The sequence below is a fragment of the Escherichia sp. WS2035 genome (genome assembly GCF_046487065.1).
Classification (GTDB): domain Bacteria; phylum Pseudomonadota; class Gammaproteobacteria; order Enterobacterales; family Enterobacteriaceae; genus Escherichia; species Escherichia coli.
Genome location: NZ_JBJQKD010000001.1, coordinates 955,356 through 977,106, shown reverse-complemented (window position 1 = coordinate 977,106; position 21,751 = coordinate 955,356). Strand labels below are relative to the sequence as shown.

The 21,751-nt window shown below is 48.8% G+C and carries 28 protein-coding genes; 21 read left to right on the top strand and 7 right to left on the bottom strand.

Annotated features, from left to right (window positions below):
• From ACJHX4_RS04805 to ACJHX4_RS04785, 5 genes are all read right to left on the bottom strand, one after another.
• Positions 1-1,693 (bottom strand): inverse autotransporter beta domain-containing protein (locus ACJHX4_RS04805; protein WP_192892674.1); only part of this gene is annotated, 1,693 nt, incomplete at its 3' end.
• A 249-nt stretch (positions 1,694-1,942) separates the two neighbouring features.
• Positions 1,943-2,644 carry a replication protein P gene (locus ACJHX4_RS04800; RefSeq protein WP_000788794.1) on the bottom strand — a complete coding sequence of 234 codons (702 nt, stop codon included), beginning with the start codon at positions 2,642-2,644 and terminating at the stop codon, positions 1,943-1,945.
• Positions 2,641-3,660 (bottom strand): replication protein, encoded by a 1,020-nt coding sequence (locus tag ACJHX4_RS04795; protein ID WP_000147894.1) that lies wholly within the window; start codon positions 3,658-3,660, stop codon positions 2,641-2,643. Before ACJHX4_RS04795 ends, ACJHX4_RS04800 begins: the two co-directional genes overlap by 4 nt.
• Entirely contained in the window at positions 3,657-4,196 is a 540-nt protein-coding gene (locus ACJHX4_RS04790) for a toxin YdaT domain-containing protein (RefSeq protein WP_001182900.1), read from the bottom strand. Before ACJHX4_RS04790 ends, ACJHX4_RS04795 begins: the two co-directional genes overlap by 4 nt.
• 69 nt (positions 4,197-4,265) lie before the next feature.
• Positions 4,266-4,496, bottom strand: a complete 231-nt coding sequence (locus tag ACJHX4_RS04785; RefSeq protein WP_001067458.1) for a transcriptional regulator — start codon at positions 4,494-4,496, stop codon at positions 4,266-4,268.
• 104 nt (positions 4,497-4,600) lie between these two features.
• Here ACJHX4_RS04785 and ACJHX4_RS04780 point away from each other — a divergent pair, with 104 nt between their 5' ends.
• From ACJHX4_RS04780 to ACJHX4_RS04720, 13 genes are all read left to right on the top strand, one after another.
• Positions 4,601-5,290 (top strand): helix-turn-helix transcriptional regulator, encoded by a 690-nt coding sequence (locus ACJHX4_RS04780; protein ID WP_000858975.1) that lies wholly within the window; start codon positions 4,601-4,603, stop codon positions 5,288-5,290.
• A gap of 595 nt (positions 5,291-5,885) precedes the next feature.
• Complete coding sequence (locus ACJHX4_RS04775) at positions 5,886-6,092, top strand: phage encoded cell division inhibitor protein (protein ID WP_000233576.1); 207 nt, start codon at positions 5,886-5,888, stop codon at positions 6,090-6,092.
• A 75-nt stretch (positions 6,093-6,167) separates the two neighbouring features.
• Entirely contained in the window at positions 6,168-6,464 is a 297-nt protein-coding gene (locus ACJHX4_RS04770) for a host-nuclease inhibitor Gam family protein (protein ID WP_000995418.1), read from the top strand.
• A 5-nt stretch (positions 6,465-6,469) separates the two neighbouring features.
• Positions 6,470-7,255: a phage recombination protein Bet gene (gene bet / locus ACJHX4_RS04765; RefSeq protein WP_000100847.1), complete on the top strand. Its 786-nt coding sequence runs from the start codon at positions 6,470-6,472 to the stop codon at positions 7,253-7,255.
• Positions 7,252-7,932, top strand: a complete 681-nt coding sequence (locus ACJHX4_RS04760; RefSeq protein WP_000186848.1) for a lambda exonuclease family protein — start codon at positions 7,252-7,254, stop codon at positions 7,930-7,932. Before bet ends, ACJHX4_RS04760 begins: the two co-directional genes overlap by 4 nt.
• Positions 7,929-8,111, top strand: coding sequence for a DUF1317 domain-containing protein (locus tag ACJHX4_RS04755; RefSeq protein WP_000149537.1), 183 nt, complete (start codon positions 7,929-7,931; stop codon positions 8,109-8,111). The genes ACJHX4_RS04760 and ACJHX4_RS04755 overlap by 4 nt, the downstream gene beginning before the upstream one ends.
• On the top strand, positions 8,084-8,275 hold the full coding sequence (locus tag ACJHX4_RS04750; protein ID WP_000548516.1) for a DUF1382 family protein: 192 nt from the start codon (positions 8,084-8,086) through the stop codon (positions 8,273-8,275). Before ACJHX4_RS04755 ends, ACJHX4_RS04750 begins: the two co-directional genes overlap by 28 nt.
• A 76-nt stretch (positions 8,276-8,351) precedes the next feature.
• Positions 8,352-8,567 carry a hypothetical protein gene (locus ACJHX4_RS04745; protein WP_000188879.1) on the top strand — a complete coding sequence of 72 codons (216 nt, stop codon included), beginning with the start codon at positions 8,352-8,354 and terminating at the stop codon, positions 8,565-8,567.
• Between the two features lie 98 nt (positions 8,568-8,665).
• Positions 8,666-8,887 (top strand): TraR/DksA family transcriptional regulator, encoded by a 222-nt coding sequence (locus tag ACJHX4_RS04740; protein WP_000763374.1) that lies wholly within the window; start codon positions 8,666-8,668, stop codon positions 8,885-8,887.
• Positions 8,887-9,213, top strand: a complete 327-nt coding sequence (locus ACJHX4_RS04735; RefSeq protein ID WP_000002139.1) for an ASCH domain-containing protein — start codon at positions 8,887-8,889, stop codon at positions 9,211-9,213. Before ACJHX4_RS04740 ends, ACJHX4_RS04735 begins: the two co-directional genes overlap by 1 nt.
• Complete coding sequence (locus ACJHX4_RS04730) at positions 9,197-9,436, top strand: DUF4222 domain-containing protein (protein WP_000490213.1); 240 nt, start codon at positions 9,197-9,199, stop codon at positions 9,434-9,436. The genes ACJHX4_RS04735 and ACJHX4_RS04730 overlap by 17 nt, the downstream gene beginning before the upstream one ends.
• Positions 9,437-9,575: 139 nt before the next feature.
• Positions 9,576-9,812 (top strand): excisionase, encoded by a 237-nt coding sequence (locus ACJHX4_RS04725; RefSeq protein WP_000088653.1) that lies wholly within the window; start codon positions 9,576-9,578, stop codon positions 9,810-9,812.
• Positions 9,802-10,944 (top strand): site-specific integrase, encoded by a 1,143-nt coding sequence (locus tag ACJHX4_RS04720; RefSeq protein ID WP_000741335.1) that lies wholly within the window; start codon positions 9,802-9,804, stop codon positions 10,942-10,944. Before ACJHX4_RS04725 ends, ACJHX4_RS04720 begins: the two co-directional genes overlap by 11 nt.
• 113 nt (positions 10,945-11,057) lie before the next feature.
• Here the strand turns inward: ACJHX4_RS04720 and icd are convergent, their stop codons facing one another.
• Positions 11,058-12,308: an NADP-dependent isocitrate dehydrogenase gene (icd, locus tag ACJHX4_RS04715; RefSeq protein ID WP_000444487.1), complete on the bottom strand. Its 1,251-nt coding sequence runs from the start codon at positions 12,306-12,308 to the stop codon at positions 11,058-11,060.
• 171 nt (positions 12,309-12,479) lie between these two features.
• Here icd and rluE point away from each other — a divergent pair, with 171 nt between their 5' ends.
• The 8 genes from rluE (at position 12,480) to roxA (ending at position 20,312) form a co-directional block, all read left to right on the top strand.
• Positions 12,480-13,133, top strand: a complete 654-nt coding sequence (gene rluE, locus ACJHX4_RS04710; RefSeq protein WP_001248677.1) for a 23S rRNA pseudouridine(2457) synthase RluE — start codon at positions 12,480-12,482, stop codon at positions 13,131-13,133.
• 9 nt (positions 13,134-13,142) lie between these two features.
• The gene (nudJ, locus tag ACJHX4_RS04705) at positions 13,143-13,604 is read left to right on the top strand and encodes a phosphatase NudJ (RefSeq protein WP_000476093.1); all 462 of its coding nucleotides are present in this window, start codon (positions 13,143-13,145) and stop codon (positions 13,602-13,604) included.
• Positions 13,605-13,657: 53 nt separating this feature from the next.
• Complete coding sequence (gene mnmA, locus ACJHX4_RS04700; protein WP_001295972.1) at positions 13,658-14,764, top strand: tRNA 2-thiouridine(34) synthase MnmA; 1,107 nt, start codon at positions 13,658-13,660, stop codon at positions 14,762-14,764.
• Between the two features lie 35 nt (positions 14,765-14,799).
• Positions 14,800-15,441 carry a high frequency lysogenization protein HflD gene (gene hflD, locus ACJHX4_RS04695; RefSeq protein WP_001295971.1) on the top strand — a complete coding sequence of 214 codons (642 nt, stop codon included), beginning with the start codon at positions 14,800-14,802 and terminating at the stop codon, positions 15,439-15,441.
• Positions 15,442-15,444: 3 nt separating this feature from the next.
• Positions 15,445-16,815 (top strand): adenylosuccinate lyase, encoded by a 1,371-nt coding sequence (gene purB, locus ACJHX4_RS04690; RefSeq protein WP_000423736.1) that lies wholly within the window; start codon positions 15,445-15,447, stop codon positions 16,813-16,815.
• Between the two features lie 168 nt (positions 16,816-16,983).
• A complete protein-coding gene (gene phoP, locus ACJHX4_RS04685) occupies positions 16,984-17,655 on the top strand; it encodes a two-component system response regulator PhoP (protein ID WP_001265481.1) in 672 nt (223 codons plus the stop codon).
• Positions 17,655-19,115, top strand: a complete 1,461-nt coding sequence (gene phoQ / locus ACJHX4_RS04680) for a two-component system sensor histidine kinase PhoQ (protein ID WP_000735412.1) — start codon at positions 17,655-17,657, stop codon at positions 19,113-19,115. The genes phoP and phoQ overlap by 1 nt, the downstream gene beginning before the upstream one ends.
• A gap of 75 nt (positions 19,116-19,190) precedes the next feature.
• On the top strand, positions 19,191-20,312 hold the full coding sequence (gene roxA / locus ACJHX4_RS04675; RefSeq protein WP_001295435.1) for a [50S ribosomal protein L16]-arginine 3-hydroxylase: 1,122 nt from the start codon (positions 19,191-19,193) through the stop codon (positions 20,310-20,312).
• A 48-nt stretch (positions 20,313-20,360) separates the two neighbouring features.
• On the opposite strand, the gene pepT is transcribed toward roxA, so the two are convergent.
• Positions 20,361-21,587: a peptidase T gene (pepT, locus tag ACJHX4_RS04670; protein WP_000359446.1), complete on the bottom strand. Its 1,227-nt coding sequence runs from the start codon at positions 21,585-21,587 to the stop codon at positions 20,361-20,363.
• Positions 21,588-21,751 lie beyond the last annotated feature (164 nt).

Sequence of the window (21,751 nt, the reverse complement as noted above, 5' to 3'; positions counted from 1 at the left end):
CAGCTGTCGATACATCACTATCAGTAATGGCTGCCTGCTTAATATTCAGAGTAAAGGTTTTTCCCTGAACTTTTGCAGTTACACGTACCGTACCAGCCTGCGAACCAGCAGTCAGAACAGAGCGATATACCCCAGCAGAGATTTCCTCTACCGCGCCTAATGACGGAGCAGTTACCGTTTCACGCTGTCGAGCACTATTGCTATCTGCTGTAAATTCCACTGACATTTCAATGTCATCAGCCAGTCCGGTTAATGCCTTACCGTTACTATCTTTCAGGCTTAATACTATCGGATAAGTGGATTGGCTATCAGCAGAGATTGTCGGCGACGAATCTCCATCCAGTGTAAAAGACGAATCAGCCGTCGAGACACCACTATCAGTAACGCTAATATTCATCACGGCATAGTTGGAAACGTTGCCTCTGTTATCCTGTACTGTGGCTCCAACATTCCACGAATTTACACCTTCGCTTTTATAAGCCGGTAAAGTGATCTGCCATGATGTGCCATTTCCACTGATCTTGCCGCCAGCCGCAGTGAATGCACTATCATTCCACTGTACAGACTTGATACCACCACTAGCATTGTTGATTGTCAGTGTTACAGGGATGATTGATTCCCCCTCCCCCTGAACAGACTCTGGCAAACTGATTTTCAGTGCATGCTTCTTCTTGTACTCCAGAACAATGTTGTTATTTCGTTCAACAAAATCATAACGCCGGTTCTGGACTTCTCGCATAACTGCAACATTATCGCTGCTAAGCTGTTCAGCCAAGGAAACGCCCGGGCGATAATTAAACTCAACACCAAAGGTTGTATCGTGAGTGTTGCTCTGTCCTTGCTTATGCTGTGCAGAAAACTTAATCAGAGGAACTGGTGTATAAGAAATTCCCCCAGTAACTGCGTAAGGGTTTTCCTGCAGGTTATCGCTTCCAAATAACCCGACATTTTTACCATAATATTTTTCAAACTGAATAGATGCCCCTAATTGCGGATAAGCAGGTAGCCATCCTTCAGCAGAAAAATCCCAGCCATTTGCAGGTCTTTCCAGATAATCATCAATATCACGACTGTTCTTCCAGTCAGATAGACCAAAATAGGTATTTACACCAAGCCTGAAATAATCCCTCCAGTACTCAACCCCAAAACCTGCACGAGAGTGACTACGACTTAAATCGTAATCATAGAAAACATTCGCACCCAACATTGCGTTATCAGGAGTGAAATGACGAATCCCCAAACCAATATTGGTCTGATTTCGGTCATCAGTACGATGTAGTGATGTCTGACTGAATAACACATAATCCTGAGTATCCAGCCATGGATATAAAAAGTCGAATGATGAATCCTTCAAGGAAAAAGAATCATCGACATTAAGCTTGATGCGCGCATTGCCATATTGTTGCAACCAGTCGACGACCTCTTTTGTCGCCTGAGTTGATAAAGTATTTACAGCAAAACTACTTGCATTATTATTCGCCAGGCTCTGACCTGCACTTGCTGCAAATGAGGCCACTTTATTTGCATGCTCATCGCTGGCATAAATTTGCGTAACATCTTTATTACCAGATGATGCAAAACTGTTTGCTGGGATCAAAGAAAGAGAAACTGGAGATAATATCTGGGTAACAATTACCGACCATGTAATCGCGCCAGATGCAGTTTTTTTTAACTTTTTATTCACAGTGGTCATAGTTCAATCAACGTTATGAATATAATGAAAAAAATAACTGGTATGACAAGAGGCGCGAAATATACAGCTCGTTACAAAAAAATCAACTCAAAAATAAAATAAAATCTCTGCATAAACTTTATGGCTAAATGATTTCACAACAATGGAAGAAAAATTTTGTTGCTCACGCAATCAATCATTTCGGGCGTTACAACTAGTCCTAGATTATATTCGCTAGGTATACTTTATTTTTAAGCTAATACTTTAGCTCTATTTCATCGCTCCTTTCAGCCCGAACTTAGCTTTGATTTCTGCGATCTTCGCCAGAGCCTGTGCACGATTTAGAGGCCTACCGCCCATGACAGGAAGTTGTTTTACTGGTTCAGGTATAGCCTCACCACGGTTAATTCGCGCGGTCATACAGGCCAGTTCATCGGCAGCCTTGCGCCGTAATTCCGCGTCAGTCAACGCATTGGCCCGCATGTTCTGATACAGGTTGGTAACCAGCCAGTAGTGCGCGTTTGATTTCCACGGATAAGACTCTGCATCCGGATACAGACCACGCTTCCGGCAATACTCGTAAACCATATCAACCAGCTCGCTGACGTTTGGCAGCCCGGCGGTAACGGATGCTTCTTCCCGGCACCATGCAACAAACTGCCCGGGTGATGGCAGAAATGGTCTATTCTGCCGACGGGCAACACGCATTCCGTCGCTCACCTGCTCCATCGTGGTGATCCCGTTTTCCCGGAAAGCCAGAACCCACTGGCGGCGGATTTCGTTCAGTTCGTTCTGGTCACGATTAGCCAGGCTCGCCGGGAAAGTTGCCAGTAACTGGCTGAATACACCGTTGATTATCTGCGCTACCTGCTGTACCTGCGGCTTTTCGTCGTACTGTTCCGGCATGTTGTTGGCGATCCGACGCATCTGCTCACGGTCAAAGTTAATCATCTGTGCGGCGATGTTTTTCATAGATCCACCCCGTAAATCCAGTCTGTGTTTGTCAGGTCGAGTTTTGGTTTGCTAGCTGTCACGCCTGCCTGTTGCTTGTTACGGTTGATTTCGAGTTGGGTCCACTTGTCGCGGAGTTTGGCCGGACTTAGCACGTTACCGGACCAGAAGTTGTCCTGGCATGCCCAGCGGAACAGCACGCACATGTCGCGGTGGTTACGTCCGTCACGTTCACGCATCAGGCGGATATCGTTAGCCCACCCTGCAAAATTCGGTTTTCTGGCTGATGGCGCGATGGTCTTCACCATGTCAAACATCCACTCTGCGGCGGTCAGGTCTTCTGCTGTCCCCCACTTGCTGCCGCTCTGAATTGCAGCATCCGGTTTCACCACAGGAAGATCGTTTTCTGGTTGGTCAGAGGATTCGCCAGAATTCTCGGACGAAAAAGGTTTTATATTGTCTTTTGTTAGTTTGTCTTTTGTGTTTACCTGATTCGGGTAAACGCCTTTACCTGATTTGGGTAAACTTTTTTTACCTGATTCAGGTAAATTTACCTCTTTCAGGTAAACTTTATTTTTCTTACCTGATTCGGGTAATGTTGACCATTCACTGACCACATTATTAATGCCGGTATTCCGCCCGCTCTGAATAAAAATCCCACGCTTTACCAGAACACTTTTTGCAGCAGAACACTTGTGCGGCAATATCCCGGTTAATTCGGAAAGTTGCTCGTTGCTAACCCAATCCAGTTTTTTATTAAAGCCATATGTTTTGCGCATGACAGCCAGAAAGACCAGAAGCTGGTGCTGTGTTAATCCGGCCAGCATCACAGCTTCCAGCAACTCATTTGCAATGCGCGTATAACCATCATCGAGATCTGCCACGCGCGGCTCCTTTTGTGCCGCATCCGGCACTGGAAAATTGAATATCTCAGCAGTGTTTGCCATAATTCCTCCCGCAATGAGTGTGTTACGATTTGCACCTGAAAGTCGGTTCTGTTCCAGCAGACCGGCTTTCGCCATTTCTGAACCTGTCATATCGCCCCCAGCATGGTAGTAACCATCGCCATCAATGGACCAGCCAGATCTGGGTCCACACGAAACATCGACACAATACCTTCACTAATTTCCTTCAGTTTCTGGTGGCGTGGTGCGTTGAGAATGACAGCCTGTTTTGCCTCACTGAGTTCCTTTTCCATTTCAGCCAACCTAGCCATGAAGCTATCCTGCTCAACCAGGTAACCGCGATATTCCAGCGGTAGTACCGCCAGAATTGCCGGGGTCAGTTCACGCACGTTATTTCGGTATTTTTCAGAATCGAATTTGTTATCGAGGAAGCGGAACAGCTTCTGGCGTGCACGGCTGACATCATCAGGGAAATCGATGGTGCCGCCGCCCTGCTCCAGATACTCATTCACAATGAGTGTGGCAACGACATCCTGATTATCTACAGCCGACCAGGCGCGGACGGCATCACGGATTTTTTCGTGGCCTGGCACCTGTTTTGTTTGAGAACGATTTATCACCGCAGTCGGGCTAAATCCGCTAGTCTGTTGGTATGTAAGTGGTTGCATAATTGACTCCTTTAGTTTGAATTGACTGTTAAGTTGATTGCTTATTGTTAAAGAGCGTGAAATGGAAATTTAAGCTGCGTTCTTTTCGGTGTGTGGAAACAACTTCGGAAGATCCGGGCGAATCTGGTATGCCTTCACTACTCCACCAGTAGCCGTAACAATGCTGCCGACATGTTCAGGGGATACCTTTGCTTTGTTGTGAAGCCACTTATAGACGGCCTGCTGTGAAACTTCGCAAGCAGCGCCCAGTTTCTTTTGTGAACCAACGATATTGATCGCTGTTTTGATAGCTGGGTTCATAACAACCTCCGTGGTTAATTTGAATCAAGATTAAAACTATGGTTGTTTTTAGTCAACAACCATTTTCGTTTGATGGAATAAAACCTTGGTTGTACATTTGGACTATGAAAACAACACTCTCAGAAAGACTTAAAGAAGCCAGATTAGCGCGAGGCCTTACACAAAAGGCGCTTGGGGATTTGGTCGGGGTTAGCCAGGCTGCTATTCAGAAAATCGAAACAGGGAAAGCTAATCAAACAACTAAAATCGTGGAGATCGCGAACGCTTTGGGTGTGCGCGCAGAATGGTTATCTTCTGGCGTTGGAAATATGTCAGACAGTACAGTGCAACCAATACAATCAACTGTCAGCCATTCCAAATACTTCAAGATTGACGTTCTTGATATAGAAGTCAGTGCTGGGCCGGGAGTCATCAACCGTGAGTTTGTAGAAGTTCTACGCTCGGTTGAGTACTCGTTTGACGATGCTCGTCACATGTTCGATGGTAGGAAGGCGGAAAATATCCGCATCATTAACGTGCGTGGTGACAGCATGTCAGGAACGATCGAACCAGGTGATCTGCTGTTCGTTGATATCACAGTTAAATCTTTCGACGGTGATGGTATCTATGCGTTTCTGTACGACGACACAGCCCATGTAAAGCGCCTGCAAATGATGAAGGATAAGCTGCTGGTCATCTCTGATAACAAAAGCTACTCACCGTGGGACCCGATCGAGAAAGACGAGATGAACCGGGTGTTCATCTTCGGTAAGGTTATTGGGAGCATGCCGCAGACATATAGGAAGCATGGGTAGTACCAATTAAAAATTATCAACTGGGCATTGTGCTCATTCAGTAAAGAACTAATTCCTATCTTTGCTCTAGGTAGTAATATTAAGCCACCGCAATAATATCTTTACCTAACGGCGTAAGAATCCCGGTCACCGTGCCGGGTTTTCTTTTGCCCTCCCCTCATCACACACACCGTTAAAAAAACCACCATAACCTCGCTTCAGTTATCGCTATGCGATTCAAGTCACAAAATAAATCCATCCTAAATACAACCAGTTATATCTAAAACAACCAATAAAACAACTTTTGTTGTTGACGATAAAACAACTATAGTTTTAAATAAGTTCATCGCAACAACACAACGATACGGCAACTACCTGATTCACCGTTGCGATGACCGCTTAGATCCGCAGTTTGAATTTCAGCAGGCTTCGGGGAGTGCGAGGGGTGAAACGGACGCGTGAACGTCGGTGTGACCAGCTGAAATTAACTCAACATTTCATACCTTAGTCGCTTCAACGAGGCGGCTTAGTTATGACAACCGGCGGCCATCCACCGCCTGAATACGCGCAGAAGTCTCTATATGTTCAGCAGCCCAGCTTACGGGCAGGAGTTTTTATGGTTCATCAACATTACGGAACGCAGACCGTTAATCGCGGTGCGGTCATGCCAGGAATGCTGGTCAAACACAAAGATGGTACCTGGACTGCATCAGCTAATTTACGCGGACGGCTTTATCTGCATCGCGGCATCGAGCGCACTTATACCCGTGATTTGCTCGTGGAAGTTTTTCTCGACGGACGCGGCAACGGCCTGAATCACTAATCCCCTTTCCTGTTTACCTAATCAGCCCGGCATTTCGCAGGCGATATTTTCACAGCCATTTTCAGGAGTTCAGCCATGAACGCTTATTACATTCAGGATCGTCTTGAGGCTCAAAGCTGGGCGCGTCACTACCAGCAGATCGCCCGTGAAGAGAAAGAGGCAGAACTGGCAGACGACATGGAAAAAGGTCTTCCACAGCACCTGTTTGAATCACTCTGCATCGATCATTTGCAACGCTGCGGGGCCAGCAAAAAAGCCATTACCCGTGCGTTTGATGACGATGTTGAGTTTCAGGAGCGCATGGCAGAACACATCCGGTACATGGTTGAAACCATTGCTCACCACCATGTTGATATTGATTCAGAGGTATAAAACGGATGAGTACAGCACTCGCAACGCTGGCTGGGAAGCTGGCTGAACGTGTCGGCATGGATTCTGTCGACCCACAGGAACTGATCACCACTCTTCGTCAGACGGCATTTAAAGGTGATGCCAGCGATGCGCAGTTCATCGCATTGCTGATCGTCGCCAACCAGTACGGCCTTAATCCGTGGACGAAAGAAATTTACGCCTTCCCTGATAAGCAGAACGGCATCGTTCCGGTGGTGGGCGTTGATGGCTGGTCCCGCATCATCAATGAAAACCAGCAGTTTGATGGCATGGACTTTGAGCAGGACAATGAATCATGTACGTGCCGGATTTACCGCAAAGACCGCAATCATCCGATCTGCGTTACCGAATGGATGGATGAATGCCGCCGCGAACCATTCAAAACTCGCGAAGGCAGAGAAATCACGGGGCCGTGGCAGTCGCATCCCAAACGGATGTTACGGCATAAAGCCATGATTCAGTGTGCCCGTCTGGCCTTCGGATTTGCTGGTATCTATGACAAGGATGAAGCCGAGCGCATTGTCGAAAATACTGCATACACTGCGGAACGTCAGCCGGAACGCGACATCACTCCGGTTAACGATGAAACCATGCAGGAGATTAACACTCTGCTGATTGCCCTGGACAAAACATGGGATGACGACTTATTGCCGCTCTGTTCCCAGATATTTCGCCGCGACATTCGCGCATCGTCAGAACTGACACAGGCCGAAGCAGTGAAAGCTCTTGGATTCCTGAAACAGAAAGCCACTGAGCAGAAGGTGGCAGCATGACACCGGACATTATCCTGCAGCGTACCGGGATCGACGTGAGAGCTGTCGAACAGGGGGATGATGCATGGCACAAATTACGGCTCGGCGTCATCACCGCTTCAGAAGTTCACAACGTGATAGCAAAGCCCCGCTCAGGAAAGAAGTGGCCTGACATGAAAATGTCCTACTTCCACACCCTGCTGGCTGAGGTTTGCACCGGTGTGGCTCCGGAAGTTAATGCTAAGGCGCTGGCGTGGGGAAAACAGTACGAGAACGACGCCAGAACCCTGTTTGAATTCACTTCCGGCGTGAATGTTACTGAATCCCCGATCATCTATCGCGACGAAAGTATGCGCACCGCCTGCTCTCCCGATGGTTTATGCAGTGACGGCAATGGCCTTGAGCTGAAATGCCCGTTTACCTCCCGGGATTTCATGAAGTTCCGGCTCGGTGGTTTCGAGGCCATAAAGTCGGCTTACATGGCCCAGGTGCAGTACAGCATGTGGGTGACACGAAAAGATGCCTGGTACTTTGCCAACTATGACCCACGAATGAAGCGTGAAGGCCTGCATTATGTCGTGGTTGAGCGGGATGAAAAGTACATGGCGAGTTTTGACGAGATGGTGCCGGAGTTCATCGAAAAAATGGACGAAGCACTGGCTGAAATTGGTTTTGTATTTGGAGAGCAATGGCGATGACCCATCCTCACGATAATATCCGGGTAGGCGCGATCACTTTCGTCTACTCCGTTACAAAGCGAGGCTGGGTATTTCACGGTCTTTCTGTTATCCGAAATCCGCTGAAAGCCCAGCGGCTGGCTGAGGAGATAAATAATAAACGGGGGGCGGTATGCACAAAGCATCTCCTGTTGAGTTAAGAACGAGTATTGATTTGGCACATAGCCTTGCTCAAATTGGAGTCAGGTTTGTGCCAATACCAGCAGAAACAGACGAAGAATTTCATACGTTAGCCACATCCCTTTCACAAAAGCTGGAAATGATGGTGGCGAAAGCAGAAGCAGATGAGAGAGACCAGGTATGACAACCACTGAATGCATTTTTCTGGCAGCGGGCTTCATATTCTGTGTGCTTATGCTTGCCGACATGGGGCTTGTTCAGTGACACCTCAGCAAGAAAACGCCCTTCGCAGCATTGCCCGTCAGGCTAATTCTGAAATCAAAAAAGTCAGACAGCAGTTTCCGGATAAAAACGTCAATGACATTTGCCGTAGCGTACTGAAGAAGCACCGCGAAACGGTAACGCTGAAGGGATTCACACCGACTCATTTAAGCCTGGCAATCGGCATGTTAAACGGCGTCTTTAAGGAACGATGAACATGAAAAGCAAAATTATCAGGGAGCTACAGGCTCCTTTTTTATTGTTCGCATTCACCCTCAAGCGTATTAACCAACAGTTCAGGGATTAATGAAAGATGGCAGACATCATTGATTCAGCATCAGAAATAGAAGAATTACAGCGCAACACAGCAATAAAAATGCGCCGCCTGAACTACCTGGCTGTATCTGCCACTCATTGTTGTGAGTGTGGCGATCCGATAGATGAACGAAGACGCCTGGCCGTTCAGGGTTGTCGGACTTGCGCCAGTTGCCAGCAAGATCTGGAGCTTATCCGCAAACAAAGGGGGATTAAGTGATGGCTAACCTGCAACTTGCTGTTAAAAGTGAATACTTCGATGCCATGATTCGCGGAGAGAAAACGGAAGAGTATCGCTTGTGTAATGACTACTGGAATAAGCGAATTATGTTCCGGGAATATGACCGCCTGATTATCACAAAGGGATATCCGAAGCGCGACGATTCCAGTCGCAGAATTGATGTTCCGTATGACGGATATGAAGTGAAGACAATCACACATCCGCACTTTGGCGATAAACCGGTAAAGGTGTTCGCTATAAAGGTGAATATCAGCACTGAATATCAATCCGCACAACACAAGGTCAAGAATGTTCAGAGTGATTGACCCTAACACCTGGTACGTCGACCACCACGGCACTCCCTGCAAAATCCTGCGTTCTACCCACAACAAAGTTCACTACATCCGAAAAGGCAGAACATGTATCGCCAGCATGTTCCGCTTTAATCATGACTTTGAACCTGTGAATAAAGCTGATGCAGATCGGATAGCAGAAGAGATCGAAACGGCAGAACACATTAAGAAGTTACGTGACATGCGCAGGAAATAGAAAAATTGATAAATTCAATACTGCATTTCTCAGCATTAAATTTATCTCTATGACCAGTCAAGAGATGTACCTGCCATGAGCTTAATATCATGTCAGATATATCGGTCACAAACTCCCTCAGCAGCTAAGAGGAGGACAAATGTCTCGACTAATCACTTTACAGGACTGGGCTAAAGAAGAATTTGGGGACTTAGCACCAAGTGAGCGAGTTCTGAAAAAATACGCGCAAGGGAAAATGATGGCCCCACCCGCTATAAAAGTTGGTCGCTACTGGATGATTGACCGAAATTCCCGTTTTGTAGGAACGCTTGCAGAACCGCAACTCCCAATAAACGCAAACCCAAAACTCCAAAGGATAATCGCTGATGGCTGCTAGACCCCGATCTCACAAAATCTCTATACCCAATTTATATTGCAAATTAGATAAGCGAACCGGAAAGGTATATTGGCAATACAAACATCCACTATCCGGTCGTTTTCATAGCTTAGGAACTGATGAGAATGAAGCAAAACAAGTTGCTACTGAAGCAAATACCATTATTGCTGAACAACGTACCAGACAAATATTAAGCGTCAATGAGCGTCTGGAAAGAATGAAAGGCAGGCGCTCAGACATTACGGTGACAGAATGGCTTGATAAATATATTTCTATCCAAGAGGACAGGCTGCAACATAATGAACTAAGACCCAACTCCTATCGGCAAAAAGGCAAACCCATTCGTCTTTTCCGTGAGCATTGTGGAATGCAACACCTCAAGGATATTACCGCACTTGATATTGCCGAAATAATTGATGCTGTAAAGGCTGAAGGTCATAACAGGATGGCGCAAGTCGTGAGAATGGTGTTGATCGACGTCTTCAAAGAAGCACAACACGCAGGACATGTTCCGCCAGGATTTAACCCAGCGCAGGCAACAAAACAACCGCGAAATCGAGTAAACCGCCAAAGATTGTCACTGCCCGAATGGCAGGCAATATTTGACAGCGTAAGCAGACGGCAGCCCTATTTAAAATGCGGCATGCTACTTGCTCTTGTTACTGGACAACGTTTAGGCGATATCTGCAATTTGAAATTCTCTGATATATGGGACGACATGTTGCACATTACTCAGGAAAAAACCGGTTCAAAACTTGCTATTCCGCTTAACCTGAAATGCGATGCTCTGAATATTACCCTTCGTGAAGTTATATCTCAGTGCAGGGATGCTGTTGTTAGTAAATATCTGGTCCATTACCGTCACACTACCTCTCAAGCAAACAGAGGAGACCAGGTTTCTGCAAATACTCTGACAACGGCTTTTAAAAAGGCCCGGGAAAAATGTGGCATAAAATGGGAGCAAGGAACTGCGCCCACATTTCATGAGCAGCGATCTCTGTCAGAACGGTTATATCGGGAACAGGGTCTGGATACGCAAAAGTTGTTAGGCCATAAATCCAGAAAAATGACCGACCGATACAATGATGATCGTGGTAAAGACTGGATTATCGTAGATATCAAAACAGCATAGAAAATAGCCAGTTTTGGGGAAGGGTTTTGGGGAAAGTTTTGGGGAAGATTTTACATCATCATAAAACAACGGGCGTGTTATACGCCCGTTTCAATATTTAACACATGTAGTGATTACATATTCTTGATGATCGCGTCACCAAACTCTGAACATTTCAGCAGTTTAGCGCCTTCCATCAGACGTTCGAAGTCATAGGTTACGGTCTTGGCATTGATTGCGCCTTCCATACCTTTAACAATCAGGTCAGCCGCTTCAGTCCAACCCATATGGCGCAGCATCATCTCAGCGGAGAGAATAATAGAGCCTGGGTTTACTTTGTCCTGTCCGGCATATTTCGGCGCAGTACCGTGGGTGGCTTCAAACAGGGCGCATTCGTCACCGATGTTTGCGCCAGGGGCGATACCGATACCACCAACCTGCGCTGCCAGGGCGTCAGAAATGTAGTCACCGTTCAGGTTCATACAGGCGATAACATCATATTCAGCCGGACGCAGCAGGATCTGTTGCAGGAATGCATCAGCAATCACGTCTTTAATGACGATCTCTTTGCCGGTATTCGGGTTTTTAACTTTCAGCCACGGGCCGCCGTCGATCAGTTCACCGCCAAATTCTTCACGCGCCAGTTGGTAGCCCCAGTCTTTAAACGCGCCTTCGGTGAACTTCATGATGTTGCCTTTGTGCACCAGGGTCACAGAGTCACGATCGTTAGCAATTGCGTATTCGATCGCTGCACGAACCAGACGTTTGGTGCCTTCTTCCGAACACGGCTTAATACCGATACCGCAATGTTCCGGGAAGCGAATTTTCTTCACGCCCATCTCTTCACGCAGGAATTTAATCACTTTCTCAGCGTCGGCAGAGTCTGCTTTCCATTCGATACCCGCATAAATGTCTTCCGAGTTTTCACGGAAGATAACCATATCGGTCAGTTCAGGGTGTTTAACCGGGCTTGGAGTGCCCTGATAGTAACGTACCGGACGCAGGCAGATGTAGAGATCCAGTTCCTGGCGCAGGGCAACGTTCAGAGAGCGAATACCGCCACCAACCGGAGTGGTCAGCGGGCCTTTAATGGCAACGCGATATTCACGAATCAGATCAAGGGTTTCAGCAGGCAACCAGACGTCCTGACCATAAACCTGTGTGGATTTTTCACCGGTGTAAATTTCCATCCAGGAGATTTTACGCTCGCCTTTATAGGCTTTCTCGACTGCAGCGTCGACCACTTTCAGCATGGCTGGGGTTACATCTACACCGATTCCATCACCTTCAATGTAAGGGATAATCGGATTTTCAGGAACGTTGAGTTTGCCGTTTTGCAGGGTGATCTTCTTGCCTTGTGCCGGAACAACTACTTTACTTTCCATTCACCTCTCCTTCGAGCGCTACTGGTTTGCTCGTCTGCCACCACGTTGCATATGCGTTTGCGTCCTGCGATACGGATGCTTTAGAGCAATTTTTTGTTAATGATTTGTAATTAGCTTGTCAATACTACCCTATTGTTTGCCGTCATGAAAGATGCGCGTTATTAGGCTATAATGCGGCAATTCATAATCTCTGAAAATACCATGCAAAAAACTTCTTTTAGAAATCACCAGGTTAAGCGATTCAGCTCGCAACGTTCTACCAGGCGTAAACCTGACAACCAGCCCACGCGTGTGATCCTGTTCAATAAACCCTACGATGTTCTTCCGCAGTTCACCGATGAAGCCGGACGCAAAACATTAAAAGAATTCATCCCGGTTCAGGGGGTGTATGCGGCAGGTCGTCTCGACCGCGACAGCGAAGGGTTACTGGTGCTGACCAATAACGGCGCGTTGCAGGCGCGTTTAACCCAGCCGGGTAAACGCACCGGAAAAATCTATTATGTGCAGGTGGAAGGTATTCCCACACAAGACGCACTTGAAGCCTTGCGCAATGGCGTAACCTTAAATGATGGCCCTACCCTGCCCGCAGGCGCGGAGCTGGTTGAAGAACCCGCGTGGTTATGGCCGCGGAATCCACCAATTCGTGAGCGCAAAAGTATTCCCACCAGCTGGCTGAAGATCACCTTATATGAAGGACGTAATCGCCAGGTGCGCCGCATGACCGCCCATGTTGGTTTCCCCACGCTGCGACTGATTCGCTATGCGATGGGGGATTACTCTTTGGATAATCTTGCCAATGGCGAATGGCGAGACGCGACAGATTAAGGATGCAAAATGTTTAAACCGCACGTTACCGTTGCTTGCGTGGTGCACGCAGAAGGCAAATTTTTAGTCGTTGAAGAGACGATTAATGGTAAAGCGTTATGGAACCAACCTGCCGGGCACCTGGAAGCCGATGAAACCTTAGTGGAAGCCGCCGCCCGTGAGCTGTGGGAAGAAACCGGCATTAGCGCGCAGCCGCAACACTTTATTCGTATGCATCAGTGGATTGCGCCCGATAAAACGCCGTTTTTGCGTTTCCTCTTTGCCATTGAGCTTGAGCAAATATGCCCGACGCAGCCTCATGACAGCGATATCGACTGCTGCCGTTGGGTCAGCGCCGAAGAAATTTTACAGGCGTCAAATCTTCGTTCGCCGCTGGTGGCGGAAAGTATTCGTTGTTATCAAAGCGGGCAACGCTATCCGCTGGAGATGATTGGCGATTTTAACTGGCCTTTTACAAAGGGTGTCATCTAAAAGGCTGCGTGATAGAATACGCCGCCTTGAAGTTCAATGTCGTGAGTGATCCAATGTCTGAAACCGCAAAAAAAGTAATCGTCGGCATGTCCGGCGGTGTCGATTCCTCCGTTTCTGCCTGGCTGTTACAACAACAGGGATATCAGGTCGAAGGCCTGTTTATGAAGAACTGGGAAGAAGACGACGGTGAGGAATATTGCACAGCGGCAGCGGATCTGGCTGATGCCCAGGCTGTCTGCGACAAGCTCGGCATTGAACTGCACACCGTTAACTTTGCTGCCGAGTACTGGGACAACGTCTTCGAACTGTTCCTTGCCGAATATAAAGCCGGTCGCACGCCGAATCCGGATATTCTGTGCAACAAAGAGATCAAATTTAAAGCTTTCCTCGAATTTGCCGCCGAAGATTTAGGTGCCGATTATATCGCTACCGGTCATTACGTACGTCGGGCAGATGTCGATGGCAAGAGCCGCCTGCTGCGTGGTCTGGACAGCAATAAAGACCAGAGCTACTTCCTTTATACGCTCAGCCATGAGCAGATTGCGCAAAGCCTGTTCCCGGTCGGCGAACTGGAAAAACCGCAGGTGCGTAAGATTGCTGAAGATCTTGGTCTGGTCACCGCGAAGAAAAAAGACTCTACCGGCATTTGCTTCATTGGCGAACGTAAATTCCGCGAGTTCCTGGGCCGTTATCTCCCGGCGCAACCGGGCAAAATCATTACCGTCGATGGCGATGAAATTGGTGAGCACCAGGGGCTGATGTATCACACCCTCGGTCAGCGTAAAGGTCTGGGTATCGGTGGCACCAAAGACGGCACCGAAGAACCGTGGTATGTGGTCGATAAAGACGTCGAAAACAACATTCTGATTGTTGCGCAAGGCCATGAACACCCGCGTCTGATGTCTGTCGGTCTGATTGCCCAGCAGCTGCACTGGGTCGATCGCGAACCGTTCACCGGTACTATGCGTTGCACAGTAAAAACCCGCTATCGCCAGACCGACATCCCGTGCACCGTCAAGGCGCTGGACGATGATCGCATTGAAGTGATTTTCGATGAGCCGGTTGCCGCCGTGACGCCGGGCCAGTCTGCCGTTTTCTATAACGGTGAAGTGTGCCTCGGTGGCGGTATTATTGAGCAGCGTCTGCCGCTGCCGGTCTGATTATTATCTTTACTTAAAACAAGGAAGCAGTGAACGTGGCAAAGAATTACTATGACATCACCCTCGCCCTGGCCGGTATTTGTCAGTCGGCACGCCTGGTGCAACAACTCGCTCACCAGGGGCATTGTGATGGCGATGCGCTACACGTCTCACTCAACAGTATTATCGATATGAACCCCAGCTCAACGCTGGCGGTTTTTGGCGGCAGCGAAGCCAACCTGCGCGTCGGGCTGGAAACCTTGCTCGGCGTACTCAATGCCAGCAGTCGCCAAGGCTTAAACGCCGAATTAACCCGCTACACACTCAGTCTGATGGTGCTTGAGCGCAAACTCTCCTCAGCGAAAGGTGCGCTCGACACTCTGGGCAACCGGATCAACGGCCTGCAACGCCAGCTCGAACACTTCGATTTACAGTCCGAAACGCTGATGAGCGCGATGGCTGCCATCTATGTTGATGTTATCAGCCCGCTTGGCCCGCGCATTCAGGTCACGGGTTCCCCTGCTGTACTGCAAAGCCCACAGGTGCAGGCGAAAGTTCGCGCAACCCTGCTGGCAGGCATTCGCGCCGCCGTGCTCTGGCACCAGGTCGGCGGCGGTCGTCTGCAACTGATGTTTTCTCGTAATCGCCTGACCACTCAGGCAAAACAAATTCTTGCTCATTTAACCCCGGAGTTGTGATCTATGGAATTATCCTCACTGACCGCCGTTTCCCCTGTCGATGGACGCTACGGCGATAAAGTCAGCGCGCTGCGCGGGATTTTCAGCGAATACGGTTTGCTGAAATTCCGTGTACAAGTTGAAGTACGTTGGCTGCAAAAACTGGCCGCGCACGCAGCGATCAAGGAAGTTCCTGCTTTTGCTGCCGACGCAATCGGTTACCTTGATGCAATTGTCGCCAGTTTCAGCGAAGAAGATGCAGCACGCATCAAAACCATCGAGCGTACCACTAACCACGACGTTAAAGCGGTTGAGTATTTCCTGAAAGAAAAAGTGGCGGATATCCCGGAACTGCACGCGGTTTCTGAATTCATCCATTTTGCCTGTACTTCGGAAGATATCAATAACCTCTCCCACGCATTAATGCTGAAAACCGCGCGTGATGAAGTGATCCTGCCGTACTGGCGTCAACTGATTGATGGCATTAAAGATCTCGCCGTTCAGTATCGCGATATCCCGCTGCTGTCCCGTACCCACGGTCAGCCAGCCACGCCGTCAACCATTGGTAAAGAGATGGCTAACGTCGCCTACCGTATGGAGCGCCAGTACCGCCAGCTTAACCAGGTGGAGATCCTCGGCAAAATCAACGGCGCTGTCGGTAACTACAACGCCCACATCGCCGCTTACCCGGAAGTTGACTGGCATCAGTTCAGCGAAGAGTTCGTCACCTCGCTGGGTATTCAGTGGAACCCGTACACCACCCAGATCGAACCGCACGACTACATTGCCGAACTGTTTGATTGCGTTGCGCGCTTCAACACCATTCTGATCGACTTTGACCGTGACGTCTGGGGTTATATCGCCCTTAACCACTTCAAACAGAAAACCATTGCTGGTGAGATTGGTTCTTCCACCATGCCGCATAAAGTTAACCCGATCGACTTCGAAAACTCCGAAGGGAACCTGGGCCTTTCCAACGCGGTATTGCAGCACCTGGCAAGCAAACTGCCAGTTTCCCGCTGGCAGCGTGACCTGACCGACTCCACCGTGCTGCGTAACCTCGGCGTGGGTATCGGTTATGCGCTGATTGCGTATCAATCCACCCTGAAAGGCGTGAGCAAACTGGAAGTGAACCATGACCATCTGCTGGAGGAGCTGGATCACAACTGGGAAGTGCTGGCTGAGCCAATCCAGACAGTTATGCGTCGCTATGGCATCGAAAAACCGTACGAGAAGCTGAAAGAGCTGACTCGCGGTAAGCGCGTTGACGCCGAAGGCATGAAGCAATTTATCGACGGTCTCGCGCTGCCAGAAGAAGAGAAAGCCCGCCTGAAAGCGATGACGCCGGCTAACTATATTGGTCGCGCCATCACCATGGTTGATGAGCTGAAATAAGCCTCAAATCAGTGCCGGATGGCGATGCTGTCCGGCCTGCTTATTAAGATTATCCGCTTTTTATTTTTTCACTTTACCTCCCCTTCCCGCTGGTTTATTTAATGTTTACCCCCATAACCACATAATCGCGTTACACTATTTTAATAATTAAGACAGGGAGAAATAAAAATGCGCGTACTGGTTGTTGAAGACAATGCGTTGTTACGTCACCATCTTAAAGTTCAGATACAGGATGCTGGTCATCAGGTCGATGACGCAGAAGATGCCAAAGAAGCCGATTATTATCTCAATGAACATTTACCGGATATTGCGATTGTCGATCTCGGATTGCCTGACGAGGATGGTCTGTCACTGATTCGCCGCTGGCGTAGCAATGATGTTTCACTGCCGATTCTGGTATTAACCGCCCGTGAGAGCTGGCAGGACAAAGTCGAAGTATTAAGTGCCGGTGCTGATGATTACGTGACTAAACCGTTTCATATTGAAGAGGTGATGGCGCGAATGCAGGCATTAATGCGGCGTAATAGCGGTCTGGCTTCACAGGTCATTTCGCTACCACCGTTTCAGGTTGATCTCTCCCGCCGTGAATTATCTATTAATGACGAAGTGATCAAACTGACCGCGTTCGAATACACCATTATGGAAACGTTGATACGCAATAATGGCAAAGTGGTCAGCAAAGATTCGTTAATGCTACAACTCTACCCGGATGCGGAGCTGCGGGAAAGCCATACCATTGATGTACTGATGGGACGTCTGCGCAAAAAAATTCAGGCACAATATCCGCAAGAAGTGATTACCACCGTTCGCGGCCAGGGCTATCTGTTCGAATTGCGCTGATGAAAAAATTACTGCGTCTTTTTTTCCCGCTCTCGCTGCGGGTACGTTTTCTGTTAGCAACGGCAGCAGTAGTATTGGTGCTTTCGCTTGCCTACGGAATGGTTGCGCTGATCGGTTATAGCGTCAGTTTCGATAAAACCACGTTTCGGCTGTTACGTGGCGAGAGCAATCTGTTCTATACCCTTGCGAAGTGGGAAAACAATAAGTTGCATGTCGAGTTACCCGAAAATATCGACAAGCAAAGCCCCACGATGACACTAATTTATGATGAGAACGGGCAGCTTTTATGGGCGCAACGTGACGTGCCCTGGCTGATGAAGATGATCCAGCCCGACTGGCTAAAATCGAACGGTTTTCATGAAATTGAAGCGGATGTTAACGATACCAGCCTCTTGCTGAGTGGAGATCATTCGATACAGCAACAGTTGCAGGAAGTGCGGGAAGATGATGACGACGCGGAGATGACCCACTCGGTGGCGGTAAACGTCTACCCGGCAACATCGCGGATGCCAAAGTTAACCATTGTGGTGGTGGATACCATTCCGGTGGAGCTAAAAAGTTCCTATATGGTCTGGAGCTGGTTTATCTATGTGCTCTCAGCCAATCTGCTGTTAGTGATCCCGCTGCTGTGGGTCGCCGCCTGGTGGAGTTTACGCCCCATCGAAGCCCTGGCAAAAGAAGTCCGCGAACTGGAAGAACATAACCGCGAATTGCTCAATCCAGCCACAACGCGGGAACTGACTAGTCTGGTACGAAACCTGAACCGACTGTTAAAAAGTGAACGCGAACGTTACGACAAATATCGTACGACGCTCACCGACCTGACCCATAGTCTGAAAACGCCACTGGCGGTGCTGCAAAGTACGCTGCGTTCTCTGCGTAGTGAGAAGATGAGCGTCAGTGATGCTGAGCCGGTAATGCTGGAGCAAATCAGCCGCATTTCACAGCAAATTGGCTACTACCTGCATCGTGCCAGTATGCGCGGCGGGACATTGCTTAGCCGCGAGCTGCATCCGGTCGCCCCACTGCTGGACAATCTCACCTCGGCGCTGAACAAAGTGTATCAACGCAAAGGGGTCAATATCTCTCTCGATATTTCGCCAGAGATCAGCTTTGTCGGTGAGCAGAACGATTTTGTCGAGGTGATGGGCAACGTGCTGGATAATGCCTGTAAATATTGCCTCGAGTTTGTCGAAATATCTGCAAGGCAAACAGACGAGCATCTCTATATTGTGGTCGAGGATGATGGCCCCGGTATTCCATTAAGCAAGCGAGAGGTCATTTTCGACCGTGGTCAACGGGTTGATACTTTACGCCCTGGGCAAGGTGTAGGGCTGGCGGTAGCCCGCGAAATCACCGAGCAATATGAGGGTAAAATCGTCGCCGGAGAGAGCATGCTGGGCGGTGCGCGGATGGAGGTGATTTTTGGTCGCCAGCATTCTGCACCGAAAGATGAATAAATATGTCCATACTTCACGCATTACGTTAAGCATCCGTTATAATCGGTTGCAGATACCAGCCTGTGGATGCTTAACATGGAATACCAACTCACTCTTAACTGGCCCGATTTTCTTGAACGTCACTGGCAGAAACGTCCGGTGGTGTTAAAACGCGGCTTTAATAATTTTATTGACCCGATCTCTCCAGACGAGTTGGCGGGTTTGGCGATGGAAAGCGAAGTCGACAGTCGACTGGTCAGTCATCAGGATGGCAAATGGCAGGTCAGCCACGGTCCATTCGAAAGCTACGATCATCTCGGTGAAACTAACTGGTCATTGTTAGTGCAAGCAGTGAACCACTGGCATGAGCCGACCGCCGCGCTAATGCGACCGTTCCGTGAACTACCGGACTGGCGTATTGATGATCTGATGATCTCTTTTTCTGTACCGGGCGGCGGCGTCGGCCCGCATCTCGATCAGTACGACGTGTTTATCATTCAGGGTACCGGTCGTCGTCGCTGGCGAGTGGGCGAAAAGCTGCAAATGAAACAGCACTGCCCTCACCCGGATCTGTTACAGGTCGATCCGTTCGAAGCCATCATCGATGAAGAGCTGGAGCCTGGCGATATTCTTTATATTCCGCCAGGATTCCCGCATGAAGGCTACGCGCTGGAAAATGCGATGAACTATTCCGTGGGTTTTCGCGCGCCAAATACGCGGGAACTGATTAGCGGATTTGCCGATTATGTGCTGCAACGTGAACTGGGCGGCAACTACTACAGCGATCCTGATGTTCCACCTCGCGCTCATCCTGCGGACGTTCTGCCGCAAGAGATGGATAAACTGCGTGAGATGATGCTCGAATTGATCAACCAGCCAGAACATTTTAAGCAATGGTTTGGCGAGTTTATATCCCAGTCACGTCATGAACTGGATATCGCGCCGCCAGAGCCGCCTTATCAGCCGGATGAAATCTACGATGCGCTGAAACAAGGTGATGTGCTGGTGCGCCTGGGGGGTCTGCGCGTATTGCGCATTGGCGACGACGTGTATGCCAATGGTGAGAAGATCGATTCCCCGCACCGTCCGGCACTGGATGCGCTCGCCAGCAACATTGCGCTGACCGCGGAGAATTTTGGCGATGCGCTGGAAGATCCGTCATTCCTCGCGATGCTCGCGGCGCTGGTCAATAGCGGATACTGGTTCTTCGAAGGGTAAGTTTGGATTTAAGCCGGATGCGGCATCACATGCCGCATCCCTTTTCGCTTACTTCCGTTGCGCCGTCAACTCGGCAATACGGACGATCACCTGCACCGCTTTTTCCATACCTTCCAGAGTCACAAACTCATGCTTACCATGATAGTTGTAACCGCCAGTGAACAGGTTCGGGCACGGTAATCCCATAAACGACAACTGCGCGCCGTCGGTACCGCCGCGGATCGGTTTCAGTTCCGGTTCAATATCGCAGTCACGCATCGCCTGCTGGGCGATATCGAGAATATGCGGATGCTCAACCACTTTCTCGCGCATATTGTAGTAACTGTCTTCAATCACCAGTTCAATGTAGCAATCAGGATGTAACCCTTTGCCCACTTTTTTGGCGATCTCCATCATTTTACGTTTACGCGCTTCAAACTGTTTACGGTCGAAATCACGGATGATGTAGTGCATATCGGCCCGTTCAACGGTGCCTTTCATGCTCGCCAGGTGATAGAAACCTTCATAGCCTTCTGTCATTTCCGGGCTTTCATCCGCCGGAACTTCCGCATGAATACGTGCCGCCAGCGACAGCGCATTTACCATCACTCCTTTCGCCGTGCCCGGGTGAACATTGTTACCGACAATTTTGATATTGACCGACGCGGCGTTGAAGTTTTCAAACTCCAGTTCACCTACGCCACCACCATCAACGGTGTAAGCCCAGCGGGCATCGAAGGCGTCAACATCAAAATGTTTCGCCCCTTTGCCCACTTCTTCATCCGGGGTAAAGGCGACGCGAATATCACCATGCGGAATGTTTTTTTGTTGCAATACCGCCAGCGCGGTCATGATTTCTGCAATACCTGCTTTGTCATCGGCACCTAACAAGGTTTTACCATCGGTGGTAATCAGCGTCTGACCCAGTAGCTGATGCAGCACCGGGAACATAACCGGTGATAAAACTTCATCGCCGATACCCAGCGCAATATCGCCACCGCGATAGTTTTCAACAATTTGCGGATTCACATTTTTGCCGCTGCAATCCGGTGAGGTATCCACATGAGAAATAAAGCCAATCGCCGGGATATCGCCAGGGACGTTAGCCGGTAACGTCGCCATCAAAGTGCCCTTCTCACTTAAGGTCACATTGATAAGCCCCATCTCTTCGAGCTGCTCTTTCAGCAGATGCAATAACTTCCATTGGCCTTCCGTGCTGGGAACCTGTCTCACCCCTGCCTTTGATTGGGTATCAAGAGACACGTAGTTCAAAAATCGCTCAAGTAGTTTATCCATGTAGTCACCCTCACTTTTTGTGACAACATTATTAAGAAGCAAGAAAAGACAAATATTGCGTCAGGTCACTTTTAGCCCTGCAAGCGGGAATATTTATCAGCATTACCTTAATGAATATAAAGCTAAGCCAGTAATTCACAACAAAGATTGGCGATTCAAGCGGT

Coding starts and splice junctions, on each gene's coding strand:
- ACJHX4_RS04800 (WP_000788794.1), bottom strand. CDS start 2,644: ATGAAAAACATCGCCGCACAGATGATTAACTTTGACCGTGAGCAGATG.
- ACJHX4_RS04795 (WP_000147894.1), bottom strand. CDS start 3,660: ATGACAGGTTCAGAAATGGCGAAAGCCGGTCTGCTGGAACAGAACCGA.
- ACJHX4_RS04790 (WP_001182900.1), bottom strand. CDS start 4,196: ATGCAACCACTTACATACCAACAGACTAGCGGATTTAGCCCGACTGCG.
- ACJHX4_RS04785 (WP_001067458.1), bottom strand. CDS start 4,496: ATGAACCCAGCTATCAAAACAGCGATCAATATCGTTGGTTCACAAAAG.
- ACJHX4_RS04780 (WP_000858975.1), top strand. CDS start 4,601: ATGAAAACAACACTCTCAGAAAGACTTAAAGAAGCCAGATTAGCGCGA.
- ACJHX4_RS04775 (WP_000233576.1), top strand. CDS start 5,886: ATGGTTCATCAACATTACGGAACGCAGACCGTTAATCGCGGTGCGGTC.
- ACJHX4_RS04770 (WP_000995418.1), top strand. CDS start 6,168: ATGAACGCTTATTACATTCAGGATCGTCTTGAGGCTCAAAGCTGGGCG.
- bet (WP_000100847.1), top strand. CDS start 6,470: ATGAGTACAGCACTCGCAACGCTGGCTGGGAAGCTGGCTGAACGTGTC.
- ACJHX4_RS04760 (WP_000186848.1), top strand. CDS start 7,252: ATGACACCGGACATTATCCTGCAGCGTACCGGGATCGACGTGAGAGCT.
- ACJHX4_RS04755 (WP_000149537.1), top strand. CDS start 7,929: ATGACCCATCCTCACGATAATATCCGGGTAGGCGCGATCACTTTCGTC.
- ACJHX4_RS04750 (WP_000548516.1), top strand. CDS start 8,084: ATGCACAAAGCATCTCCTGTTGAGTTAAGAACGAGTATTGATTTGGCA.
- ACJHX4_RS04740 (WP_000763374.1), top strand. CDS start 8,666: ATGGCAGACATCATTGATTCAGCATCAGAAATAGAAGAATTACAGCGC.
- ACJHX4_RS04735 (WP_000002139.1), top strand. CDS start 8,887: ATGGCTAACCTGCAACTTGCTGTTAAAAGTGAATACTTCGATGCCATG.
- ACJHX4_RS04730 (WP_000490213.1), top strand. CDS start 9,197: ATGTTCAGAGTGATTGACCCTAACACCTGGTACGTCGACCACCACGGC.
- ACJHX4_RS04725 (WP_000088653.1), top strand. CDS start 9,576: ATGTCTCGACTAATCACTTTACAGGACTGGGCTAAAGAAGAATTTGGG.
- ACJHX4_RS04720 (WP_000741335.1), top strand. CDS start 9,802: ATGGCTGCTAGACCCCGATCTCACAAAATCTCTATACCCAATTTATAT.
- icd (WP_000444487.1), bottom strand. CDS start 12,308: ATGGAAAGTAAAGTAGTTGTTCCGGCACAAGGCAAGAAGATCACCCTG.
- rluE (WP_001248677.1), top strand. CDS start 12,480: ATGCGGCAATTCATAATCTCTGAAAATACCATGCAAAAAACTTCTTTT.
- nudJ (WP_000476093.1), top strand. CDS start 13,143: ATGTTTAAACCGCACGTTACCGTTGCTTGCGTGGTGCACGCAGAAGGC.
- mnmA (WP_001295972.1), top strand. CDS start 13,658: ATGTCTGAAACCGCAAAAAAAGTAATCGTCGGCATGTCCGGCGGTGTC.
- purB (WP_000423736.1), top strand. CDS start 15,445: ATGGAATTATCCTCACTGACCGCCGTTTCCCCTGTCGATGGACGCTAC.
- phoP (WP_001265481.1), top strand. CDS start 16,984: ATGCGCGTACTGGTTGTTGAAGACAATGCGTTGTTACGTCACCATCTT.
- phoQ (WP_000735412.1), top strand. CDS start 17,655: ATGAAAAAATTACTGCGTCTTTTTTTCCCGCTCTCGCTGCGGGTACGT.
- roxA (WP_001295435.1), top strand. CDS start 19,191: ATGGAATACCAACTCACTCTTAACTGGCCCGATTTTCTTGAACGTCAC.
- pepT (WP_000359446.1), bottom strand. CDS start 21,587: ATGGATAAACTACTTGAGCGATTTTTGAACTACGTGTCTCTTGATACC.